Source organism: Endozoicomonas sp. ALB032 (assembly GCF_049310125.1).
Lineage (GTDB): Bacteria > Pseudomonadota > Gammaproteobacteria > Pseudomonadales > Endozoicomonadaceae > Endozoicomonas_A.
In genome coordinates, this window is sequence record NZ_JBLYNW010000001.1 from 3066630 (window position 1) to 3092630 (window position 26001).

Genomic DNA, 26001 nt, shown 5'->3' on the forward strand with positions numbered 1-26001 from the left:
TGTTGCAGCTCAACTATAAAACGCTTTGTCAAGGGTTCGGCCTGACTGATGACAGACAACCATAGCAGTAACAGCGCTGCCGCAAATAGTGAGTGTTTAATAATTCTATCCTTGCCTTCTGGTATACAGAGAGGAAGGATAGATCAAGAAAACAAGCGTGCTTTTCTGTCAAATAACATTTCCTAATCCTGATCCACAACAACAGGCTTTCGTTTTCGATGTATTCTTTTGTGATTCGACAACGCAATGGCATTCTTGCAGACCATTCTACATGGCCGTAGCTCTCCATCATCCCCGATCAGGATCTCTTCACAGGTTTTTTGTCCTGTGTGGTATTTGCTTTTATGATCTGACATTGCTCTGGCATTCTTGCAGAGAATTCCGCATGCTTGCGGCTGGCCATCCTCTCTAACCACTGTCGCGTCACAGGTTTTTTGTTCGGTGTGGTCTCTGATTTTATGATTCGATAGAGCCCCGGCATTCTTGTACAGGGCACCGCATAGCCGCTGACGACCATCCTCCCCGACCAGTTTTTTGTTACAGGTTCGCTGTCCGGTGTGAACTCTACTTTTATGAGACGACAGAGATTTAGTATTCTTAGAGGCCTTCCCGCATGGCCGCTGTAGGCCATCTTCTCCAATCACTGACGCATCACAGGTTAGTTTCCTGCTGTGATCACTGGCATGCCTGATACCTGTTGAAAGATGACGTGGTTTTTTAACCCATTGGTATGATCCTGTTGTCGTTTTTTGTGTTACTTTAAAAGAGCTTTGATTTCGAAGATTGAGTAACCCGTTGATGATAATCAAATCTTCAGTGGTGGCAGATTCATTCCCGGGCATTTGCGCATTATGGTGTTGAATGTCAGGTAGACTGTTCAATGTTTCAAAAAGTGGGTTTTGTCGGAAATCCGGAGCGCTTAAAGCATCAAAATCATTGATGGATCTCGAGCAGTGTCCTTCAATCAAGTTGCAGTGTGGGTCCGGTCCGGCTGCTGATCGAAATCTACAAACGCCATTGCAGGAATAGACAAAACAGTTTAAATCCAACGTGTGTTGTTGGTGGGGGGCTTTGTCACCACCACCAGAGCCGGAATACTGAAGTCTGGTGAAATAGCTTATAGGATGTGTGGTTGTAACGGGGGTTTGTTGGTCAGAGCATCCTGATGGTTGGCCCTTTTGTTGTTCATTTTCAGAGCCAGGCATCATAATAGTGACCGAAAAAGGATGCATCCCCAGTGCCGAAATAAAAGCCGACTGTAGTTTAATTGGTTTGAACAGTGGTGAACAGAGGTTCCAGTAGCTTTTTAAAAGCCAGCCGACAGCGACAACTGTTTCTAAAGGAAGCCATGAATAAAAGCTGGGGCTCAGAGGAGTACCTTTTGTGGTCAGTATCAGTTCGTAAGTAACCAGCAGGTTGGTGGCGTATAGCAATTGCCAGGAAATCGACTCGATGATGAACGTTTTTATGCGATAACCATACGATCTTTGTCGTTTGAAATAAGGTAGATAAGGCTCTGAATATCTTTTTAAGCCATTAATGTCTGGCGGCTTACCCGCCAATTTACGTCGGTCAGGCTTTACAGAAAAACCCTGGTTTGGAGAACCTGGATCCTGTTGGAACTCGACAACAAAACGTTTTGTCAACGGTTCGGCCTGACTAACGACAGACAACGATAGCAGCAGTGGTGTCACAAAGAGAGAGTGTTTAATAATTCTATACCTGCTTTCTGGTATACAGATAGGAAGGATAGATCAAGAAAATAAGCTTGTTTTTCTGACAAAAACCTTTTGCTAATTCTGGTCCACATCAACAGGCTTGCGTTGTTGATGTGTTTTTTTGTGACTTGAAAGAGTTTGTGCACTCTTGCAGAGCGTCCCGCACGGCCGCTGCCGACCATCCTTACCATCCACTGCTATGTCACAGGATTGTTGCCTGTTGTGAGTGTATCTTTTGTGATCTCGCAGAGCGCCGACACTCTTGCAGACCTTCCCGCATGACCGCTGCTGACCATCATCATCGGCCACGATTGCAACACAGGTTCTTTGCCCGTTGTGGTTTCTTTTTTTGTGAAGTGACAGGATGTAGGCATTATTGCAGACCTTCCCGCATGGTTGCGGTTTACCATCCTTGCCGACCACGATTACTTCACAGGTTTTATTTTCATTGTGGTATCTAAGCTTGTGATACGACAAAGCTCTGACGCTCTTGCAGACCTTTCCGCAAGGCCGCTGCTGGCCATCCTCTCGGACCAGTCGCACCTTACAGATTCTTAGTCCGATGTGGGCGTTTCTTTTGTGATTCGACAGGGCTTTGATATTTCTGAAGACCTTCCCGCATAGCCGCTGCAGACCATCCTCTCCGTCCATGGTCAGGCCACAGGTTCTCTGTTCGATGTGAGTGTTTTTTTTGTGATCCGACAGGGCGATGGCATTCTTGCAGACCTTCCCGCATGGCCGTCGCAGACCATCTTCCCCGAGCAAGGCAAGATTACAGGTTCTTTGGCCGGTGTGGGCGTTTCTTTTGTGATCCGACAGGGCCATGGCATGCCTGCAGACCTTTCCGCATGGCCTTTCCATGCCATCCTCTGTGACCAATGTTACGTCACAGGTTTTTTTCCCGGAGTGCGACCTTCTTTTGTGATCCGACAGGGTCTTGGCATTCTTGCAGAGCTTACCGCATGGTCGCTGTTGGCCATCCTTCCCGACCACAGGCACGACACAGGCTTTTTCACCGGAATGGACTTTTCTTTGGTGATCCAAAAGGGATTTAGCGCTCTTGTAGACTCCCTTGCAATTCCATAGCTGGCCATACTGATCGACCGTTGTCAGGTTACAGTAGACTGGCGCTGCAGGAGCGGTTGTATTGACCGGGTTGTCATTAATGCCATGTGCCTGAAGTTGAATGGCAAAGGGATCATTTGACCTTTCGTTTGCCGAATCAGAATGTAATCGGAATTTACAAACGCCATGACAGGGGTGGACGAAACAATCTAAATCCAAAGTATGTGAGTGTTGTTGAGGGCCTTCGTAGCCGTCACCGGAGCCGGAAGACAGAGAGCTGGTGAAAACGCTTGTTGGCTGGCGGCTGGCTTGCAGGGCCTGTTGGCCAGATGACTCTGGTAGCTGGCTTTGTTGTTGTGGTTGTTGTTGGTCATATCCGGAGCCTTGAATCATAGTAGCGATTACAAAGGGCTGACTCCCCTGTGTCAAGCTCATTTCTGATTGTTCATCCGGTTTAAACAGTGGTGAGTCGGGGTTCCAATAGCTTTTCAAAAGCCAGCCGACCGTGGCAATCCCTTCTATCGGTAGCCATGAATAAGAGGTAGCACCCAGAGGAGAGGCTTTGCTGGTCAAGGTTTCAGCCTGACAGGCGACAGTCAGCGAAAGTAGTAGCAGATGTGCCGCAAAGAGTGAGTATTTAATGATTTTATCCTTGTCTTCGGATATACAGAGAGGAAGGATAGATCAAGAAAGTAAGCGTGGTTTTCTGTCGAAAACTTTTTGCCAAAGGTGGTTACTTATTCACATTACCTTATGGAGGACTGAGACTGTCTTTATGGTCCGCATCAACAGGCTTGCGTTTTCGATGTGTTCTCTTGTGCCCAGACAGGGTTTTGGCATTCTTGTAAACTTTTCTACATGGCCGCTGTTGACCATCCTCCCCGACTATCATAACGTCACAGGTTTGTTGCCCGGTGTGGCCGTTTTTTTTGTGATCCGCAAGGATCGACTTATTTTTATAGATCTTCCCGCATGGTCGTCGCTGGCCATCTTCCCCGACTATCATTACGTCACAGGTTTGTTGCCCTGCGTGGGTATTTCTTTTGTGATTACAAAGGGCTCGGCGATTCTTGCAAACTCTTCCGCATGGCCGTCGCATGCCATCCTTACCGACCATCATAACGTCACAGGTTTGTTGCCCGGAGTGAGTGTCTCTTTTGTGCTCCTGTAGAACGCAGGCACTCTTGCAGGCTTTCCCGCATGGCCGCTCCTGGCCATCCTCATCGGTCACGATCACATCACAGGTTTTTTGCTCGCTGTGATTTCTTTTTTTGTGATCTGACAGGGCACAGGCATTCTTGCAAACCTTTCCGCATGGCCGTCGCTGGCCATCCTCCCGGACCATCATAACGTCGCAGGTTTGTTGTCCGGTGTGGGTGCTTCTTTTGTGATACTGCAGAGCGCCGACATTCTTGCAGACCGTTCCGCAAGGTCGCAGCTGGCCATCTTCTGCGACCATGGTTACGTCACAGGTTTTTTTCCCGGTGTGTTGTTTGAATTTATGACATGAGAGGGAGTCAGCACTATTGCAGAGTTTCCCGCATGGCTGCGGCTGACCATCCTCCCTGACCACGATTACATCACAGATTCTTTGCCCGGTGTGGGCGCTTTTTTTGTGAGTCAACAGGGCGCTGGCATTCATGCAGACCTTTCCGCATGGCCGCTCCTGACCATCCTCTGTGACCATTATGACTGCACAGATTTGTTGCCCGGTATGGGCCTTTTTTTTGTGACCCGACAGGGCATCGGCATTTTTCCAGACCTCCCCGCATGGTCGCAGTCGGCCATCCTCCGCGATCACGGGTGCGAGACAGGTTTTTTTGCCGGTGTGGAATTTTTTTTGGTGATTCAAAAGGGATTGAGCACTCTTGTAGACTTTCTCGCAATTCCATAGCTGACCATCCTCATCAAGTATTGTCAGGTTACAGGGGACTGGCACCGGAGCGGTTGTATTGACCGAATTGCGGTCAATGTCATGTACTTGAAAAATTTGGCCAGAAGCGCATTGGAGTTGAATGACAAAGAGATTATTTGATGTTTCATTTGCAGAATCAGAATGCCAGTTGCAACGATAGCAGAGACAATTATGGGGGCAGGGGTTTTGTCCGGGTGTTGCTCCTGTTGGGTTTGCCAGACTTTCTTCAGAATTCAGCGACCTTTCAGCTGGCCCCATGTTTTCGGAAGATGGTCGGAATTTACAAACGCCATGACAGGGGTGAACGAAACAATCTAAACCTAAAGTATGTGCGTGTTGTTGAGGGTCTTCGTAGCCGTCACCGGAGCCAGCAGATAGAGGGCTGGTGAAAGCACTTGTTGGTCGGCCTTTGGCTTGTTGGCCTGATGACTCTGGTGACTGGCTTTGCTGTTGTGGCTGTTGCTGTGGTTGTTGTTGGTCATAGCCGGAGCCGTGCATCATAGTAGTGATCGCAAAGGGCTGATTCCCCTGTGTCAACCTGATTTCTGATTGCTCAATCGGTTTAAACAGAAGTGAGTCGGGGCTCCAATAGCTTTTCAAAAGCCAGCCGACAGTGACAATCCCTTCTACCGGTAGCCATAAATAAGAGGTAGCACTCAGAGTAGGGGCTTTGCTGGTCATGATCAGTTCGAAGACAACAAGCAAATTCGTGGCGTAAAGCAACTGCCAGGAAATCGACTCAGTGAGGGTTGTTTTTTCTTCGTAACTAAAAAAGTACTGTCGTTTATAGTCGGAGGATAAATCTGGTCTTTTAAAACCGTTTTTGTCGGTAATATCTGACGTGCTATACGGCAGTGAACGTTGGTCTTTTTTTATAGAAAAACTCTGGTTTGAAAAAACTGAATCTTGTTTAAGTTCCACAATAAAACGCCTGGTCAAGGTTTCTGGCTGACAGGCGACAGTCAGCGAAAGTAGCAGCAGAGGTGCCGCTAAGAGTGAGTATTTAATGACTTTATCCTTGCCTCCGGGTATACAGACAGGAAGGATAGATCAAGAAAGTGAGTTTTTTTTCTTTCAAAAACCTTCTGCTAAAGGTCGTTATTTATTTACTTTATCTTATGGAGGGTTGAGACTGTCTTTCTGGTTCACATCAACAGGCTTGCGTTTTCGATGTGTTCTTTTGTGCGCAGTCAGGGTTTTGGCATTCTTGTAAACCTTTCCACATGGCCGCTGTTGACCTTCCTCACCGACTATCATAGCGTCACAGGTTTGTTGCCCGGTGTGAACGTTTTTTTTGTGATCCGCAAGGACCGACTTATTCTTATAGACCTTCCCGCATGGTCGTCGCTGGCCATCCTCCCCGACTATCATAAGGTCACAGGTCTGTTGCTCGCCGTGGGCATTTCTTTTGTGATTACGAAGGACTCGGCTATTCTTGCAAACTGTTCCGCATGGCCGTCGCTCACCACCCTCCCCAACCATATTAACGACACAGGTTTGTTGCCCGGTGTGAGCGTTTTTTTTATGATACTCCAGAGCGTTAACATTCTGGAAGACTATGCCGCATGTCCGAGGTTGGCCATTTTCCCCAGTCACGGTTACTTCACAGGTTTGTTGCCCGGAGTGGTATCTTCTTTGGTGATTCATCATGGCAGGACTCTTGCAGATCGTCATGCATGGCCGTTGCTGGCCATCCTCCCCGGCCATCATAAGGTTACAGGTTTGTTGCTCGGTGTGAGCGCTTTTTTTGTGATACCGCAGAGCGTTGACATTCGTGCAGATCTTCCCGCATGGCTGCTGCTGGCCATCCTTATCGGCAATGAGCATACTGCAGGTTTTTTGCCCGCTGTGGTATCCAAGCTTGTGAGACGACAAGGACCTGGCGCTCTTGCAGACTCTTCCGCAGGGTCGCTGCAGGCCATCCTCCCCGACAACGGTTAAGACACAGGTTTTTTGTCCGCTGTGGTGATCGAATTTATGACACGAGAGAATTTGAGCAGTCTTGCAGAGTGTCCCACATGGCTGCGGTTGACCATCGTTCCCGACTATCATAACTTCACAGATTTGTTGCCCGCTGTGGGCGTTTTTTTTGTGAGCCGACAGGGCGTAGGCATTTATGCAGACCGTCCCGCATGGTTGTGGTTTATCATCCTTGCCGACCACAATGACTTCACAGGTTTTTTGCCCGCTATGATATCCAAGCTTATGAGACGACAAGGCTTTGGCGCTCTTGCAGATCGTTCCGCAAGGTCGCTGCTGGCCATCCTCTCCGACCAGGGTTGAGTCACAGGTTTTTTGCCCGCTGTGTTGATTGAACTTATGAGAAGAGAGAGAGTGATTGCTGTTGCAGAGTTTCCCGCATGGCCGCAGCTGACCATCCTCACCGACCACGGTTACATCACAGGTTCTTTGCCTGGTGTGGGCGCTGTTTTTGTGACTCGACAGAGCGCTGGCATTCTTGCAGAACTTCCCGCATGGTTGCGGTTTACCATCTTTGCTGACCACAATGACTGCACAGGTTTTTTGCCCGCTGTGGTATCCAAGCTTGTGATCTGACAAGGCTTTGGCGCTCTTGCAGACCGTTCCGCAAGGCCTCTGTTGGCCACTCTCTCCGACTACGGTCACATCACAGGTTCTTTGCATGTCGTGAGCTCTCTTTTTGTGATTCGTCAGGGAGTTGGCGCTCATGCAGACCCTTCCGCATGGCCGTTCCTGACCATCCTTTGTGACCATTATGACTTCACAGGTTTTCTGCCCGGTGTGCGTTCTTCTTTTGTGGCTCGACAGGGCACCGGCATTTTTCCAGACCTTCCCGCATGGTCGCAGCCGACCATCCTGCCCGACCACGGGCGCGAGACAGGTTTTTTTACCGCTGTGAACTTGTTTTTTGTGATTCAAAAGGGATTGAGCACTCTTGTAGACTTTCTCGCAATTTCGTAAGTGGTCATCCTCATCGACCATTGTCAGGTTACAGGCGAATTGCTCTGCAGGGGCGGTTGTATTATCCGGGTTATCATCAATGTCATGTACCTGGAATAGTTGGCCAGAAGCGCATTGGAGTTGAATAGCAAAGGGATCCTTTGATGTTTCATTTGCAGGATCAGAATGCCTGGTGCAACGATAGCAGAGACAATTATGGGGGCACGGGTTTTGTCCGGGTGTTGCTACTGTGAGGCTTGTCAGACTTTCTTCAGAATTCAGCGACCTCTCAGTTGGCTCCATTTTTTCGGAAGATGGTCGGAGTTTACAAACACCATGACAGGGGTGGACGAAACAATCTAAACCCAAAGTATGTGCGTTTTGTTGAGGGTCTCCGAAGCCGTCACCGAAGCCAGAAGAAAGAGGGCTGGTAAAAGCGCTTGTTGGCTGGCAGTTGGCTTGTGGGGCTTGTTGGCCAGATGACTCTGGTAGGTGGCTTTGTGGTTGCTGTTGGTCATAGCCGGAGCCGTGCATCATAGTAGTGATCGCAAAGGGCTGATTCCCCTGTGTCAACCTGATTTCTGATTGTTCAATCGGTTTAAACAGTGCTGAGTCGGGGTTCCAATAGCTTTTCAAAAGCCAGCCGACAGTAACAATCCCTTCTATCGGTAGCCATGAATAAGAGGTAGCACTCAGAGGAGGGGCTTTGCTGGTCATGATCAGTTCGAAGGCAACCTGCAAATTCGTGGCGTAAAGCAAATGCCAGGAAATCGACTCAATGAGGGTTGTTTTTACTTCGTAACTAAAAAAATTCTGTCGTTTATAATCAGGGTCTAAATCTGGTGTTTTAAAGCCGTTTTTGTTCGCAATATCTGACGAATTATCCGACAGTGAACGTTGGTCTGGCTTGATAGAATAACTCTGGTTTGAAAAAGCTGCATCCTGCTGAAGCTCGACAATATAATGTCTGGTCAAGGTTTCAGCCTGACAGGCGACAGTCAGCGAAAGTAGCAGCAGAGGTGCCGCAAAGAGTGAGTATTTAATGATTTTATCCTTGCCTCCACATATACAGAAAGGAAGGATAGATCAAGAAAGTAAGCGTGTTTTTCTGTTAAAAACCTTCTGCTAAAGTTGTTTACTTAATCACATTACCTTATGGAGTGCTGAGAGTGTCTTTCTGGTTTGTATCAACAGGCTTGCGTTTTCGATGGGTTCTTTTGTGCTTAGAAAAGGTGTTTACATTCTTGTAAACCTTTCCACAAGGCTGCGGCTGACCATCCTCTCCGACCATGGTCACATCACAGGTTTGTTGCCCGGTGTGGGCGCTCCTTCTGTGACCCGACAGAGTTCGTTTATTCTTGCAGACGGTTCCGCAAGGTCGTTGCTGGCCATCCTCGCTGACCAATATAGCGTTGCAGGTTTGTTGTCCGCAGTGGTATCTGCTTTTGTGACATGACAGGTCTTGAACACTCTTGCAGACTTTTCCGCATGGCCGCTGCTGGCGATCCTCATCGGCCACGATCACATCGCAGGTTTTTTGCTCGCTGTGGTGTCTTTGTTTGTGACTCGACAGGATATAGGCATTTTTGCAGACCCTCCCGCATGGTTGCTGTTTACCATCCTCGCCGATCACGATTACTTCACAGATTTTTTGCCCGCTGTGGTATCCACGCTTGTGATCTGACAAGGCTTTGTTGCTCTTGCAGACCGTTCCGCATGGCCACTGCCGACCATCCTCTCTGACCAGGGGCATGTCGCAGGTTTTTTGCCCGGTGTGTCGACTGTACTTATGAGTGGAGAGAGATTGAGTACTTCTGAAGAGTTTCCCGCATGGCCGCAGCTGACCATCCTCCCCGACCACGGTCTCACCACAGGTTCTTTGCCTGCTGTGGACGTTTTTTTTGTGACTCGACATGGCGCCACCACTCTTGCAGACCTTTCCGCATAGCCGTTCCCTACCATCCTCTGTGACCATTATCACGTTACAGGTTTGCTGCCCGGTGTGGGCACTTCTTCTGTGATTCGACAGGGCAACTAAATTTTTGCAGACCTTCCCGCATGGTCGCAGAAGGCCATCCTCCCCGACCACGGGAGTGAGACAGGTTTTTTTGCCGGTGTGGACTTGTCTTTTGTGATTCAAAAGGGATTGAACACTCTTGTAGACTTTCTCGCAATTCCGTAGCTGACCATCCTCTTCAAGTATTGTCAGGTTACAGGGGACTGGCACTGGAGAGGGGGTTGTATTGGCCGGGTTGTCATCAATGTCATGTACCTGAAATGGTTGGCCAAAAGCCCATTGCAGTTGTATGGCAATGGGATTATTCGATGTTTCATTTGCGGGATCAGAATGTCGAACGCAACGATAGCAGAGACAATTGTGAGGGCAAGAGTTTTGTTCTGGTGTTGTTCCTGAATGGCTTGCCAGACTTTCTTCAGATTTCAGCGACCTTTCAGCTGGCCCCATGTTTTCGGAAGATGATCGGAATTTACAAACGCCATGACAGGGGTGAACGAAACAATCTAACCCTAAAGTATGTGCGTGTTGCTTAGGGTCTCTGAAGCCGTCACCTGAGCCAGATGACAGAGGGTTGGTGAAGGCGCTTGTTGGCTGGCGTGTGGTTTGTGGGGCTTGTTGGTCAGATGACTCTGGTAGCTGGCTTTGTGGTTGTTGTTGCTCATAGCCGGAGCCGTGCATCATAGTAGTGATTGCAAAGGGCTGATTCCCCTGTGTCAACCTGATTTCTGATTGTTCAATCAGTTTAAACAGTGCTGAGTAGGGGTTCCAATAGTTTTTCAAAAGCCAGCCGACAGTGGCAATCTCTTCTATCGGTAGCCATGAATAAGAGGTAGCACCCAGAGGAGGGGCTTTGCTGGTCATGATCAGTTCGAAGGCAACCAGCAAATTCGTGGCGTAAAGCAACTGCCAGGAAATCGACTCAATGAGAGTTGTTTTTACTTTGTAACTGAAAAAACTCTGTCGTTTATAATCAGAGGCTAAATCTGGTGTTATAAAATTGTTTTTGTCGGCAATATCTGACGGATTATCCGACAGTAAACGTTGGTCTGGCTTTATAGAAAAACACTGGTTTGAAAAAGCTGCATCCTGTTGAAGCTCGACAATATAACGTCTGGTCAAGGTTTCGGCCTGACAGGCGACAGTTAGAAAAAGTAGCAGCAGAGGAGCCGCTAAGAGTGAGTATTTAATGATTTTATCCTTGCCTCCAGATATACAGAGAGGAAGGATAGATGAAGAAAGCAAGCGTGATTTTCTGTCAAAAACCTTCTGCTAAAGGTTCTTTCTTATTCACTCTACCTTATGGAGGGCTGAGACCGTCTTTCTGGTCCGCATCAACAGGCTGGCGTTTTCGATGGGTTCTTTTGTGATTAGACAGGGTCAATGCATTCTTGTAAAGCTTTCCGCATGGCCGTCGCTGACCATTCTCCCCGACCACTGTTACATCACAGGTTTGTTGCCCGGTGTGGGCGTATTTTTTGTGACGCCACAAGACATTTTTATTCTTGTAGACCTTCCCGCATGGCCGTTTCTGGCCATCCTCTGTGACCATTATGGCGTCACAGGTTTGTTGCCCGGAGTGGGTACTTCTTTTGTGATAACAAAGGGCAAGGTTATTCTTGCAAATTGTTCCGCATGGCCGTTGCTCACCATGCTCCCCGACCATCATAAAGTCACAGGTTTGTTGCCCGGAGTGAGTGTTTCTTTTGTGCTCCTGTAGAACGCAGGCACTCTTGCAGGTCTTCCCGCATGGCCTCTCCTGGCCATCCTCATAGGTCACGATCACATCACAGGTTTTTTGCTCGCTGTGATTTCTTTTTTTGTGTTCAGACAGGGTAAAGACATTCTTGCAAACCTTTCCGCATGGTCGTCGCTGGCTATCCTCCCCGACAATCATAACGTCACAGGTTTGTTGCCCGGTGTGGGTGCTTTTTTTGTGATACCGTAGAGCGCTGACATTCTTCCAGACCGTTCCGCAAGGTCGTTCCCGGCCATCCTCATCGGTCACGATCAGAGCACAGGCTTTTTGCTCACTGTGCTGTCTTTGTTTGTGATCTGACAGTTTATAGACATTCTTGCAAACCTTTCCGCATGGTCGTTGCTGGCCATTCTCCTCAACCATCATAACGTTACAGGTTTTTTGCCCGGCGTGAGTGCTATCTTTGTGATACCGTAAAGTGTCGACATTCTTGCAGAGCGTTCCGCAAGGTCGCTGCTGGCCATCCTCTCCGACCAGGATTACGTCACAGGTTTTTTGCCCGGTGTGGCGTCTGAATTTATGACTCGCGAGAGACCTGGAACTCTTGCAGAGTGTCCCGCATGGCTGCGGCTGACCATCCTCCCCGATCACGGTCACATCACAGGTTCTTCGCATGTCGTGGGCTCTTTTTTTATGACTCGACAGGCTGCTGGCGTTCATGCAGACCTTTCCGCATTGACGTTCCTGACCATCCTCTGTGACCCTTATGAGTTCACAGGTTTGCTGCCCGGTGTGCGTCCTTCTTTTGTGGTCCGACAGGGCACCGCTACTCTTGCAGGTCTTTCCGCATGGCCGTTCCTGACCATCCTTTGTGACCATTATAACATCACAGGTTTTCTGCCCGGTGTGCATCCTTCTTTTATGGCTCGACAGGGCATTGGTATTTTTCCAGACCTCCCCGCATGGTCGCAGCCGACCATCCTTCCCGACCACGGGCGCGAGACAGATTTTTTTACCGCTGTGGACTTGTTTTGTGTGATTCAAAAGGGATTGAACACTCTTGAAAACTTTTTCACAATTTCGTAGCTGACCATCCTCATCAAGTATTCTCAGGTTACAGGGGACTGGCACAGGAGCGCTTGTATTGAACGGGTTGTCATCAATGCCATGTCCCTGAAACAGTTGGCCAGAAGTGCATTGGAGTTGAATGGCAAAGCGATCATTTGATGTTTCATTTGCAGAATCAGAATGCCTGCTGCAACGATGGCAGAGACAATTATGGGGGCATGGGTTTTGTCCGGGTGTTACTCCTGTAGAGCTCGCCAGACTTTCTTCAGAATTCAGCGCCCTTTCAGTTGGCCCCATGTTTTCGGAAGATGCCCGGAACTTACAAACGCCATGACAGGGGTGAACGAAACAATCTAAACCCAAAGTATGTGCGTGTTGTTGAGGGTCTCCGAAGCCGTCACCGGAGCCAGAAGACAGAGGGCTGGTGAAAGCACTTGTTGGTTGGCGTGTGGCTTGTTGGCCAGATGACTCTGGTAGCTGGCTTTGTTGTTGTGGTTGTTGCTGCTCATAGCCGGAGCCTTGCATCATAGTAGTGATTGCAAAGAGCTGATTCCCCTGTGTCAACCTCATTTCTGTTTGTTCAATCGGCTTAAACACTGCTGAGTCGGTGTTCCAATAGCTTTTTAAAAGCCAGCCGATAGTGATAATCCCTTCTACCGGTAGCCATGAATAAGAGGTAGCACCCGGAGGGGGGGCTTTGCTGGTCATGATCAGTTCGAAGGCAACCAGCAAATTCGTGGCGTAAAGCAACTGCCAGGAAATCGACTCAATGAGGGTGGTTTTTATTTCGCAATTGAAAAAGCATCGTCGTTTATAATCAGAGAGTAAATCTGGTGTTACAAAACCGTTTTTGTCGGCAATATCTGACGGATCATCCGACAGTGCACCTTGGTTTGGCTTTATAGAAAAACTTTGGTTTGAAAAATCTGCATCCTGTTGTAGCTCAACAATATAACGTCTTGTCAACGTTTCGGCCTGACAGGCGACAGTCAGCAAAAGTAGCAGCAAAGGTGCCGCAAAGAGTGAGTATTTAATGATTTTATCCTTGCCTCCAGATATACAGAGAGGAAGGATAGATCAAGAAAGTAAGCCTGTTTTTCTGTCAAAAACCTTCTGCTAAAGGTTCTTACTTATTCACTTTACCTTATGGAGGGCTGAGGCCGTCTTTCTGGTTCGCAGCAACAGGCTTGCGCTTTCGGTGTATTCTTTTGTGCACAGACAGGGTTTTGGCATTCTTGTAAACCTTTCTGCATGGTCGCTGTTGGCCATCCTCACCGACTATCATAACGTCACAGGTTTTTTGTTCGGTGTGGGCATTTCTTTTGTGGTTACAAAGGGCTTGGCGATTCTTGCAAACTGTTCCGCATGGCCGTCGCTCACCATCCTTCACAACCATCATAACGTCACAGGTTTTTTTCCCGGTGTGTTGTTTGAATTTATGACACGCGAGAGAATCAGCACTACTGTAGAGTTTCCCGCATGGCCGCGACTGTCCGTCCTCCCCGACCACGGTCAAATCACAGGTTCTTTGCCCGGTGTGAGCGCTTTTTTTGTGTCTCGACAGGGCGCTGCTATTCATGCAGACCCTCCCGCATGGTTGCGGTTTATCATCCTTGCCGACTACGATTACTTGACAGGTTTTTTGCCCACTGTGACATCCAAACTTATGAGACGACAAGGCTCTGGCGCTTTTGCAGACCTTTCCGCAAGGCCACTGGCGTCCATTTTCTCCGACCAGGGTCACGTCACAGGCTTTTTGCCCGGTGTGGGCGTCTCTTTTGTGATCCGACAGGGGACCGGCATTCTTGAAGACCATCCCACAAGGCTGCGGCTGACCATCCTCATCGACCACGGTCACATCACAGGTTCTTTGCCCGGAGTGGGTGCTTGTTTTGTGACTCGACAGGGCGCTGGCATTGCTGCAGACCTTTCCGCATTGACGTTCCTGACCATCCTCTGTGACCATTATGATTTCACAGGTTTGCTGCCCGGTGTGCATCCTTCTTTTGTGGCCCGACAGGGCACCGGCATTCTTGCAGACCTCTCCGCATGGCCGTTCCCGACCATCCTCTGTGACCATTATGACGTTACAGGTTTGTTGCCCGGTGTGGGCCTTTATTCTGTGATTCGACAGGGCACCGGCATTTTTCCAGACCTCTCCGCATGGTCGCAGCCGGCCATCCTTCCCGACAACGGGCACGAGACAGGTTTTTTTACCGGTGTGGTATCCTTTTCTGTGTTTCAAAAGGGATTGAGTAGTCTTGTAGACTTTCTTGCAATTCCGTAGCTGGCCATCCTTATCGACCATTGTCAGGTTGCAGGTGAATTCGGAAGATGGTCGGAATTTACAAACGCCATGACAGGGGTGAACGAAACAATCTAAACCCAAAGTATGTGCGTGTTGTTGAGGGTCTTCGTAGCCGTCACCGGAGCCAGAAGACAGAGGGTTGGTGAAAGCGCTTGTTGGCTGGGGGGTTGTTTGTGGGGCTTGTTGGCCAGATGACTCTGGTAGCTGGCTTTGTTGTTGTGGTTGTTGGTCATATCCGGAGCCGTGCATCATAGTCGTGATTGCAAAAGGCTGATTCCCCTGTGTCAACCTCATTTCTGATTGTTCAATCGGTTTAAACATCGGTGAGTCGGGGTTCCAAAAGCTTTTCAAAAGCCAGCCGACAGTGACAATCCCTTCTACCGGTGGCCATGAATAAGAGGTAGCACCCAGAGGAGGGGCTTTGCTGGTCATGATCAGTTCGAAGGCAACCAGCAAATTCGTGGCGTAAAGCAACTGCCAGGAAATCGACTCAATGAGGGTGGTTTTTATTTCGCAATTGAAAAAGCATCGTCGTTTATAATCAGAGAGTAAATCTGGTGTTACAAAACCGTTTTTGTCGGCAATATCTGACGGATCATCCGACAGTGCACCTTGGTTTGGCTTTATAGAAAAACTTTGGTTTGAAAAATCTGCATCCTGTTGTAGCTCAACAATATAACGTCTTGTCAACGTTTCGGCCTGACAGGCGACAGTCAGCAAAAGTAGCAGCAAAGGTGCCGCAAAGAGTGAGTATTTAATGATTTTATCCTTGTCTCCAAGTATACAGAGAGGAAGGATAGATCAAGAAAGTAAGCCTGTTTTTCTGTCAGAATCTTTCTGTTAAAGGTTGTTGCTTACTTCAGATTACCTTATGGAGGGCTGAGACCGTCTTTCTGGTTCGCATCAACAGGCTTGCGTTTTCGATGCATTCTTTTGTGCACAGACAGGGTTTTGGCATTCTTGTAAACCTTTCCACATGGCTGCGGCTGACCATCCTTTCCGACCACGGTCACAGCACAGGTTTTTTGCCCACTGTGCTTTCTTTTTTTGTGATCTGACAGGATATAGGCGTTCTTGAAGACCCTCCCACACAGTTGTGGCTTACCATCCTTGCTGACCACGAGTACCGCACAGGTTTTTTGCCCGCTGTGGCATCCAACCTTGTGAGATGAAAGGGTTTTGGCGCTCTTGCAGACCGTTCCGCATGGTTGCTGCTGACCACCCTCTCCGACCACGATCACGTCACAGATTTGTTGCCCGGTGTGGGCGTCTCTTTTGTGACCCGACAAGGAACCGGCATTCTTGAAGACCTTCCCGCAAGGCCGTGGCTGACCATCCTCATCGACCACGGTCACATCACAGGTTCTTTGCCCGGTGTGGGCGCTTGTTTTGTGACACGACAGGGCGCTGGCATTCTTGCAGACCTTTCCGCATTGACGTTCCTGACCATCCTCTGTGACCATTATGATTTCACAGGTTTGCTGCCCGGTGTGCTTCCTTCTTTTATGGCCCGACAGGGCACTGGCATTCTTGCAGACCTCTCCGCATGGCCGTTCCCGACCATCCTCTGTGACCATTATGACGTTACAGGTTTGTTGCCCGGTGTGGGCCTTTAGTCTGTGATTCGACAGGGCAGTGGCATTTTTCCAGACCTCTCCGCATGGTCGCAGCCGACCATCCTTCCCGACTACGGGCACGAGACAGGTTCTTTTACCGGTGTGGTATCCTTTTCTGTGGTTCAAAAGGGATTGAGTAGTCTTGTAGACTTTCTTGCAATTCCGTAGCTGGCCATCCTTATCGATCATTGTCAGGTTGCAGGTGAATTCGGAAGATGGTCGGAATTTACAAACGCCATGACAGGGGTGAACGAAACAATCTAAATCCAAAGTATGTGCCTGTTGTTGAGGGTCTCCGCAGCCGTCACCGGAGCCAGAAGACAGAGGGTTGGTGAAAGCGCTTGTTGGCTGGGGGGGTGTTTGTGGGGCTTGTTGGCCAGATGACTCTGGTAGCTGGCTTTGTTGTTGTTGTTGTTGTTGTTGTTGTGGTTGTTGGTCATATCCGGAGCCGTGCATCATAGTCGTGATTGCAAAAGGCTGATTCCCCTGTGTCAACCTCATTTCTGATTGTTCAATCGGTTTAAACAGCGGTGAGTCGCGGTTCCAATAGCTTTTCAAAAGCCAGCCGACAGTGATAATCCCTTCTACCGGTAGCCATGAATAAGAGGTAGCACCCGGAGGGGGGGCTTTGCTGGTCATGATCAGTTCGAAGGCAACCAGCAAATTCGTGGCGTAAAGCAACTGCCAGGAAATCGACTCAATGAGGGTGGTTTTTATTTCGCAATTGAAAAAGCATCGTCGTTTATAATCAGAGAGTAAATCTGGTGTTACAAAACCGTTTTTGTCGGCAATATCTGACGGATCATCCGACAGTGCACCTTGGTTTGGCTTTATAGAAAAACTTTGGTTTGAAAAATCTGCATCCTGTTGTAGCTCAACAATATAACGTCTTGTCAACGTTTCGGCCTGACAGGCGACAGTCAGCAAAAGTAGCAGCAAAGGTGCCGCAAAGAGTGAGTATTTAATGATTTTATCCTTGCCTCCTGATATACAAAGAGGAAGGATAGATCAAGAAAGTGAGCGTGTTTTTCTGTCAAAAAACTTCTGCTAAAGGTCGTTACTTATTCACATTACCTTGCGGAGGGCTGAGACCGTCTTTCCGGTTCGCATCAACAGGCTTGCGTTTTCGATGGGTCCTTTTATGCGCAGACAGGGCCATTGCATTCTGGTAAACCTTTCCGCATGGTCGCAGCTGACCATTCTCCCCGAGCACGGTCACATCACAGGTTTGTTGCCCGGTGTGGGTGCTTATTTTGTGATACCTTAGAGCGCTGACATTCTTGCAGACCGTTCCGCAAGGTCGCGGCTGACCATCCTCTGCGACCATGGTTACCTGACAGGTTTTTTTCCCGGTGTGTTGTTTGAATTTATGAGACGAGAGAGAACCTGCATTATTGCAGAGTTTCCCGCATGGCCGCAGCTGACCATCCTCCCCAACCACGGTCACATCACAGGTTCTTTGTCCGGTGTGAGCGCTTTTTTTGTGGCTCGACAGGGCGCCGGAATTCATGCAGACCTTCCCGCATGGTTGCGGTTTATCATCCTTGCCGAGCACGATTACTTCACAGGTTTTTTGCCCACTGTGACATCCAACCTTGTGAGATGAAAGGGTTTTGGCGTTCTTGCAGACCGTTCCGCATGGTCGCTGCTGACCACCCTCTCCGACCACGATCACGTCACAGGTTTGTTGCCCGGTGTGGGCGTATCTTTTGTGATCGGAAAAGGCGCTGGCATTCTTGCAGACCTTCCCGCAAGGCCGCAGCTGACCAGCCTCACCGACCACGGTTACATTACAGGTTCTTGGCCCGGAGTGGACACTTGTTCTGTGACTCCACAGGGCGAAGGCATTCATGCAGACCTTTCCGCATAGACGTTCCTGACCATCCTCTGTGACCATTGTGATTTGACAGGTTTGCTGCCCGGTGTGTGTCCTTCCTCTGTGGCTCGACAGGGCACTGGCATTCTTGCAGACCCTTCCGCATGGTCGTTCCCGACCATCCTCTGTGACTATTATGACGTTACAGGTTTGTTGCCCGGTGTGGGCACTTCTTCTGTGATTCGACAGGGCAACGGCATTTTTCCAGACTTCCCCGCATGGTCGCAAACGGCCATCCTCCCCGACCACGGGTGCGAGACAGGTTTTTTTACCGGAGTGGACTTTTCTCTGGTGATCAAAAAGGGATTGAACGCTTTTGTAGACTTTCTCGCAATTTCGTAGCTGACCATCCTCATCAAGCGTTTTCAGGTTACAGGGGACTGGCTCTGGAGGGGGGGTTGTATTGGCCGGGTTGTCATCCATGTCATATCCCTGAAAAAGTTGGCCAGAAGCGCATTGGAGTTGAATGGTAAAGAGATTATTTGATGTTTCATACGCAGAAGCAGAATGCCTGATGCAACAATAGCAGAGGCAATCATGGGGGCATGGGTTTTGTTCGGGTGTTGCTGCTGTAAGGCTCGCCAGACTTTCTTCAGATTTCAGCACCCTTTCAGTTGACCCTATGCTTTCGGAAGATGGTCGGAAGTTACAAACGCCACGACAGGGGTGAACGAAACAATCTATACCCAAAGTATGTACGTGTTGTTGAGGGTCTTCGAAGCCGTCACCGGAGCCAGAAGACAGAGGGTTGGTGAAAGCGTTTGTTGGCTGGTGGGTTGTTTGTGGGGCTTGTTGGCCAGATGACTCTGGTAGCTGGCTTTGTGGTTGTTGGACATATCCAGAGCCGTGTATCATAGTCGTGATTGCAAAAGGCTGGTTCCCCTGGGTCAACCTCATTTCTGATTGTTCAATCGGTTTAAACATCGGTGAGTCGGGGTTCCAATAGCTTTTCAAAAGCCAGCCGACAGTGACAATCCTTTCTACCGGTGGCCATGAATAAGAGGTAGCGCCCGGAGGGTGGGCTTTGCTGGTCATGATCAGTTCGAAGGCAACCAGCAAATTAGTGGCGTAAAGCAATTGCCAGGAAATCGACTCAATCAGGTTTTTTTTTACTTCGTAACCGAAAAAGCATCGTCGTTTATAATCAGAGAGTAAATTTGGTGTTATAAAACCGTTTTTGTCGGCAATATCTGACGTATCATACGACAGTACATGCTGGTTTGGTTTTACAGAAAAACTCTGTTTTGAAAAAGTTGCATCCTGCTGTATTTCGACAATATAACGTCTTGTCAACGTTTCGGTCTGACAGGCTACAGTCAGGGAAAGTAGCAGCAAAGGTGCCGCAAAGAGTGAGTATTTAATGATTTTATCCTTGCCTCCAGATATACAGAGAGGAAGGATAGATCAAGAAAGTAAGCCTGTTTTTTTGTCAGAAACCTTCTGTTAAAGGTCGTTACTTCCCATTATCTTATGGAGGGCTGAGACTGTCTTTCTGGTTTGTATCAACAGGCTTGCGTTTTCGATGCATTCTTTTGTGCACAGACAGGGTTTTGGCATTCTTGAAAACCTTTCCACATGGCCGGGGCTGACCATCCTTTCCGACCAGGGTCACATCACAGGTTTTTTGCCCACTGTGCTTTCTTTGTTTGTGATCTGACAGGATATAGGCATTCTTGAAGACCCTCCCACACAATTGTGGTTTACCATCCTTGCTGATCACGAGTACTGCACAGGTTTTTTGCCCGCTGTGGCATCCAGTCTTGTGAGATGAAAGGGCTTTGGCGTTCTTGCAGACCCTTCCGCATGGTCGCTGCTGGTGACCCTCTCCGACCACGATCACGTCACAAGTTTCTTGCTCGGTGTGGGCGTCTCTTTTGTGACTCGACAGGAGACCGGCATTCTTTAAGACCTTCCCGCAAGGCCGCAGCTGACCATTCTCATCGACCACGGTTACATCACAGGTTCTTTGCCCGGAGTGGGCGTTTTTTTTGTGATTCGACAGGGCGTCGGCATTCTTGCAGACCTTTCTGCATGGCCGTTCCTGACCATCCTCTTTGACCACTATGACGTCACAGGTTTGTTGCCCGGTGTGCGTCTTTCTTTTGTGATACCCAAGGGTGCTGGCATTCTTGCAGACCTTCCCGCATGGTCGCAGCTGACCATCCTTCCCGACCACGAGCGCGAGACAGGTTTTTTTACCGGAGTGGTATGCTCTTTTGTGATTCAAAAGGGAAAAAGCGCTCTTGTAGACTTTCTCGCAATTTCGTAGCTGACCATCCTCATCAAGTATTGTCAGGTTACAGGGGACTGGCACTGGAGCGGTTGTATTGACCGGGTTGTCATCAATGCCATGTCCCTGAAACAGTTGGCCAGAAGTGAATTGGAGTTGAATGGCAAAGAGATTATTTGATGTTTCATTTGCAGAATCAGAATGCCTGATGCAACGATGACAGAGACTATTATGGGGGCATAGGTTTTGTCCGGCTGTTGCTCCTGCAGGGCTTGTCAGACTTTCTTCAGATTTCAGCACCCTTTCAGTTGACCCTATGCTTTCGGAAGATGGTCGGAAGTTACAAACGCCATGACAAGGGTGAACGAAACAATCTATACCCAAAGTATGTGCGTGTTGTTGAGGGTCTTCGAAGCCGTCACCGGAGCCAGAAGACAGAGGGTTGGTGAAAGCACTTGTTGGTCGGCTGTTGGCTTGTGGGGCTTGTTGGCCAGATGATTCTGGTAGCTGGCTTTGTTGATGTGGTTGTTGTTGGTTATAGCCGGAGCCGTGCATCATAATAGTGATCGCAAAGGGCTGATTCCCCTGTGTCAACCTCATTTCTGATTGTTCAAACGGTTGAAACAGCGGTGAGTCGGGGTTCCAATAGCTTTTCAAAAGCCAGCCGACAGTGACAACCCCTTCTATCGGTAGCCACGAATAAGAGGTAGCACTCAGAGGAGGGGCTTTGCTGGTCATGATCAGCTCGAAGGCAACCAGCAAATTCGTGGCGTAAAGTAACTGCCGGGAAATCGACTCAATGAGGGTTGTTTTTATTTCGTAACTGAAAAATTTTTGTCGTTTATCATCACAGGGTAAATCTGGTGTCTTAAAACAGTTTCTTTCGGAGATATTCGATATAATATACGACATTAAGCGTTTATTTGACTTTATAGAAAAGCTCTGTTTTGAAAAAATTGTATCCTGTTGAATCTCGACAATAAAGCGTCTGGTCAAGGTTTCGGCCTGGCAGGCGACAGTCAGCAAAAGTGGCAGCAGAGGAGCCGCTAAGAGTGAGTATTTAATGATTTTATCCTTGCCTCGGGGTGTACAGAGAGGAAGGATAGATCAAGAAAGCAAGCGTGTTTTTCTTTCAAAAACCTTCTGCTAAAGGTTTTTGCTTATTCACTTTACCTTATGGAGGGCTGACAGCGTCTTTCTGGTTCGCAGCAACAGGCTTGCGCTTTCGGTGTATTCTTTTGTGCACAGACAGGGCTTTGGCATTCTTGTAAACCCTTCCACATGGCCATTGCTTGCCATCCTCCCCGACCGTCATAACGTCACAGGCTTGTAGCCCGGTGTGAGGCCTTCTTTTGTGATCACATAGAGCGCTGACATTCTTGTAGACCTTCCCGCATGGCCGCTGCAGGCCATACTCATCGACCACGATCACATCACAGGTTTTTTGCTCGCTGTGGTATCCAAGTTTGTGAATCCATAAAGCTTTGGCGTTCTTGCAGACCGTTCCGCAAGGTCGCTGCTGGTCATTCTCTTCGACCACGGTCAGGTTACAGGTTTTTTTCCCGGTGTGCTGGTTAAATTTATGACACGAGAAAGATTGAGCACTCTTGCAGAGTTTTCCGCATGGCCGCGGCTGACCATCTTTCCCGACCACGATCAGGTCACAGGTTCTTTGAGCGGTGTGGGCGTTTCTTTTGTGATGCGACAGGGTGATGGAATTCTTGCATACCCTCCCGCATGGTTGCGGTTTATCATCTTTGCCGACCACGATCACTTCACAGGTTTTTTGCCCGCTGTGGTATCCACGCTTGTGAAACGACAAGGCTCTGGTGCTCTTGCAGACCGTTCCGCAAGGTCGCTGCTGGCCATCCTTTTCGACCACTGTCACGTCACAGGTTTGTTGCCCGGTGTGGGTCCTTATCTTGTGATTCGACAGGGCACCGGCATTTTTCCAGACCGTTCCGCAAGGTCGCTGCTGGCCGTCCTCTTCGACCACTGTAAAGTTGCAGGTTTGTTGCCCGCTGTGGACCCTTCTTCTGTGATTCGACAGGTTACTGGCATTTTTGCAGACTTCCCCGCATGGTCGCAGCCGACCATCCTTCTCGACTACGGTCGCGAGACAGGTTTTTTTGCCGGTGTGGATTTTTCTTTGGTGATTCAAAAGGGATGCAACACTCTTGTAGACTTTCTCGCAATTGCGAAGCTCGCCATCCTCATCGACCATTGTCAGGTGACAGCTGACTTGTTCCAAAGCGGCGGTTGTATTGACCGGTTTGTCATCAATGTCATGTACCTGAAATTGGTCGCCAGAAGCCCATTGGAGTTCAATGATAGAGGGATCACTTGATGTTTCATTTGCAGGATCAAAATTCCAGATGCAACCATAGCAGAGACAATTATGGGGGCATGAGTTTTGTCCGGGTTTTGCTTCTGTAAGTCTTGCCAGACTTTCTTCAGAATTCAGTGACCTTTCATCTGGCCCCATGTTTTCGAAAGATGATCGGAATATACAAATGCCATAACAGGGGTGGACGAAACAATCTAAACCTAAAGTATGTGCTTGTTGTTGAGGGTCTCCGAAGCCGTCACCAAAGCCAGAATACAGAGAGCTGGTGAAAGAGCCTGTTTGTTGGCTGATGGCTTGTGGTGCTTGTTGGCCAGATGACTCTGATAGCTGGCTTTGTTGTTGTGGTTGTTGTTGGTTATATCCGGAGCCGTGCATCATAGTAGTGATTGCAATGGGCTCATTCCCCCGTGCCAACCTCACTCCTGATTGTTTAATCGGTTTAAAAAACGATGAGTCGGGGTTCCAATAGTTTTTCAAAAGCCAGCCGACAGTGACAATCCCTTCTACTGGTGAGCATGAATAAGAGGTAGAACCCGGAGGGTGGGTTTTGCTGGTCATGATCAGTTCGAAGGTAACCAGTAAATTCGTGGCATAAAGCAACTGCCATGAGATCGATTCAATGAAGGTTGTTTTTACTTCGTAACTGAAAAATCTTTGTCGTTTATCATCAGAGGGTAAATCTGGTCTTTTAAAGCCGTTTTTTTCGGTAATATCTGACGGGTTATCCGACAATGCACGTTGGTCTTGCTTTAAAGAAAAACTCTGGTTTGAAAAAGCTGCATCCTGTTGAAGCTCGACAATATAGCGTCCGGTCAAGGTTTCGGCCCGACAGGCGACAGTCAGCAAAAGTAGCAACAGAGGTGCCGCGAAGAGTGAGTATTTAATGATCTTATCCTTGCCTCCGGATATAGAGCGGGTCGCAAAACTCTGGTTTCCATGCTCTCAGGCCCTGTGGGTCGCAGCGTGGGAACGATTTGTTGGAGTTTCGTGACACCTTCTATACAGAGAGGAAGGATAGATCAAGAAAAAACCTTCTGCTTAAGGTCGTTGCTTATTCACATTACCTTATGGAGGGCTGAGGCCGTCTTTCTGGTTCGTATCAACAGGCTTGCGTTTGCGATGTGTTCTTTTGTGCACAGACAGTGTTTTGGCATTCTTGTAAACCTTTCCACACAGGCGCTGTTGGCCTTCCTCATCGGCCACGGTCACATCACAGGTTTTTTGCCCGGTGTGGGCGTTTTTTTTGTGATCCCAGAGGACATGTCTATTCTTGTAGACCTTCCCGCACGGTCGTTGCTGGCCATCCTCATCGGCTACTATCACATCACAGGTTTTTTGCCCGGTGTGCTCGCTTCTTTTATGATCACCAAGAGCTTGGATATTTTTGCAAACCTTTCCGCATGGCCTTCGCTCGCCATCCTTCCCAACCATCATAACGTCACAGGTTTGTTGCCCGGTGTGGGTACCTCTTTTGTGATCATAAAGGGCTATGGTATTCTTGCAAACCTTTGCGCATGGCCGTCGCTCACCATCCTCCCCAACCATCATAAAGTCACAGGTTTGTTGCCCGGTGTGGGCGCTTTTTTTGTGATACCCCAGGGCGCTGACATTTTTGAAGACCTTGCCGCATGCTCGAGGTTGGCCATCTTCTCCTGTCTCGGTTACTTTACAGGTTTGTTGCCCGGAGTGGTATCTGTTTCTGTGATTCGTCAGGGCTCCAACATTCTTGCAGATCAGCGTGCATGGCCTTTGCTGGCCATCCTCTCCGAGCATCATAACGTTACAGGTTTGTTGCCCGGTGTGAGCGCTTCTTTCGTGATAACGTAGAGCGTGGACATTCATGCACACCTTCCCGCATAGCCGCTGCTGGCTATCCTCATCGGCAAGGATCATAGTGCAGATTCTTTGCCCCATGTGCTTTCTTTTTTTATGATCTGAGAGGATAATGGCATTCTTGCAGACTCTCCCGCATGGTTGCGTTATACCATCCTCTCCGACCACGATTACTTCACAGATTTGCTGCCCAGTGTGCATTTTTCTTTTGTGGCCCGACAGGGCACTGGCATTTTTCCAGACCTCCCCGCATGGTCGCAGTCGGCCATCCTCTCCGAACACGGGTGCGAGACAGGTTTTTTTGCCAGTGTGGATTTTTCTTTGGTGATTCAAAAGGGATTGAACACTCTTGTAGACTCTCTCGCAACACCGTAACTGGCGATCCTCATCGACCATTGTCCGGTTACAGCTGACTTGCTCTGCAGGGGCGGTTGTATTGACCGGGTTGTCATCAATACCATATACCTGAAATAGTTGGTCAGAAGCCCATTGGAGTTGAATAGCAAAGGGGTCATTTGATGTTTCATTTGCAGGATCAGAATGCCAGATGCAACGATAGCAGAGACAATTATGGGGGCATGAGTTTTGCCCAGGTACTGCTCCTGATAGGCTTGCCAGACTTTCTTCAAAATTCAGCGACCTTTCATCTGGCCCCATGTTTTCGAAAGATGGTCGGAATTTACAAATGCCATGACAGGGGTGGACGAAACAATCTAAACCCAAAGTATGTGCGTGTTGTTGAGGGTCTGCGTAGCCGTCACCGGAGCCAGAAGACAGAGGGTCGGTGAAAGAGCCTGTTTGTTGGCTGGTGGCTTGCGGGGCTTGTTGGCCAGATGACTCTGATAGCTGGCTTTGTTGTTGTGATTGTTGTTGGTCATATCCGGAGCCGTGCATCATAGTGGTGATTGCAAAAGGCTGATTCCCCTGTGTCAACCTCATTTCTGATTGTTCAATCGGTTTAAACAGTGCCGGGTCGGGGTTCCAATAGCTTTCCAAAAGCCAGCCGACAGTGACAATCCCTTCTATTGGTGGCCATGAATAAGCACGGGCACCCACAGAAGAGGCTTTGCTGGTCATGATCAGTTCGAAGACAAGCAACAAATTCGTGGCGTAAAGCAACTGCCGGGAAATCGACTCAATGAGGGTTGCTTTTACTTCGTAACTGAAAAAACTTTGTCGTTTATAATCAGAGGGTAAATCTGATCTTTTAAAGCCATTTTTATCGGTAATATCTGACGGGTTATCCGACAATGCACGTTGGTCTTGATTTATGGAAAAACTCTGCTTTGAAAAAGCTGCATCCTGTTGAAGCTCGACGACATAGCGTCTGGTCAAGGTTTCGGCCTGACAGGCGACAGTCAGCAGAAGTAGCAGCAGAGCTGTCGCAAAGAGT

General features: G+C 48.7%; 12 protein-coding genes. All 12 read right to left on the reverse strand.

The genetic code is table 11. The features are described from left to right. Nucleotides 1-182: 182 nt before the first annotated feature. Entirely contained in the window at nt 183-1694 is a 1512-nt protein-coding gene (locus ACO6VG_RS11525) for a hypothetical protein (protein ID WP_422473973.1), read from the reverse strand. A 99-nt stretch (nt 1695-1793) separates the two neighbouring features. Beyond that, nucleotides 1794-3356, reverse strand: coding sequence for a hypothetical protein (locus tag ACO6VG_RS11530; RefSeq protein ID WP_422473975.1), 1563 nt, complete (start codon nt 3354-3356; stop codon nt 1794-1796). Nucleotides 3357-3534: 178 nt separating this feature from the next. Beyond that, complete coding sequence (locus tag ACO6VG_RS11535; protein WP_422473977.1) at nt 3535-5619, reverse strand: hypothetical protein; 2085 nt, start codon at nt 5617-5619, stop codon at nt 3535-3537. Between the two features lie 195 nt (nt 5620-5814). Then, complete coding sequence (locus ACO6VG_RS11540) at nt 5815-8592, reverse strand: hypothetical protein (RefSeq protein WP_422473979.1); 2778 nt, start codon at nt 8590-8592, stop codon at nt 5815-5817. A 178-nt stretch (nt 8593-8770) separates the two neighbouring features. Continuing rightward, complete coding sequence (locus tag ACO6VG_RS11545) at nt 8771-10753, reverse strand: hypothetical protein (protein WP_422412499.1); 1983 nt, start codon at nt 10751-10753, stop codon at nt 8771-8773. A gap of 178 nt (nt 10754-10931) precedes the next feature. Next, entirely contained in the window at nt 10932-13406 is a 2475-nt protein-coding gene (locus tag ACO6VG_RS11550) for a hypothetical protein (protein WP_422473981.1), read from the reverse strand. Nucleotides 13407-13542: 136 nt separating this feature from the next. Next, nucleotides 13543-15438 (reverse strand): hypothetical protein, encoded by a 1896-nt coding sequence (locus ACO6VG_RS11555; RefSeq protein ID WP_422132404.1) that lies wholly within the window; start codon nt 15436-15438, stop codon nt 13543-13545. A gap of 137 nt (nt 15439-15575) precedes the next feature. Further along, nucleotides 15576-17261, reverse strand: a complete 1686-nt coding sequence (locus ACO6VG_RS11560; protein WP_422473983.1) for a hypothetical protein — start codon at nt 17259-17261, stop codon at nt 15576-15578. Nucleotides 17262-17379: 118 nt separating this feature from the next. Continuing rightward, nucleotides 17380-19491 (reverse strand): hypothetical protein, encoded by a 2112-nt coding sequence (locus ACO6VG_RS11565; protein WP_422409199.1) that lies wholly within the window; start codon nt 19489-19491, stop codon nt 17380-17382. 175 nt (nt 19492-19666) lie between these two features. Further along, nucleotides 19667-21340: a hypothetical protein gene (locus ACO6VG_RS11570; RefSeq protein WP_422473985.1), complete on the reverse strand. Its 1674-nt coding sequence runs from the start codon at nt 21338-21340 to the stop codon at nt 19667-19669. Between the two features lie 262 nt (nt 21341-21602). Beyond that, the gene (locus tag ACO6VG_RS11575) at nt 21603-23630 is read right to left on the reverse strand and encodes a hypothetical protein (protein ID WP_422473987.1); all 2028 of its coding nucleotides are present in this window, start codon (nt 23628-23630) and stop codon (nt 21603-21605) included. Nucleotides 23631-23840: 210 nt separating this feature from the next. Then, nucleotides 23841-25943, reverse strand: a complete 2103-nt coding sequence (locus ACO6VG_RS11580) for a hypothetical protein (protein WP_422132409.1) — start codon at nt 25941-25943, stop codon at nt 23841-23843. Nucleotides 25944-26001: the final 58 nt, after the last annotated feature.

What these genes read in the sequence shown, in the direction of transcription:
- ACO6VG_RS11570 (WP_422473985.1), bottom strand. Translation starts at nt 21,340, where the DNA reads ATGTCGTATATTATATCGAATATCTCCGAAAGAAACTGTTTTAAGACA.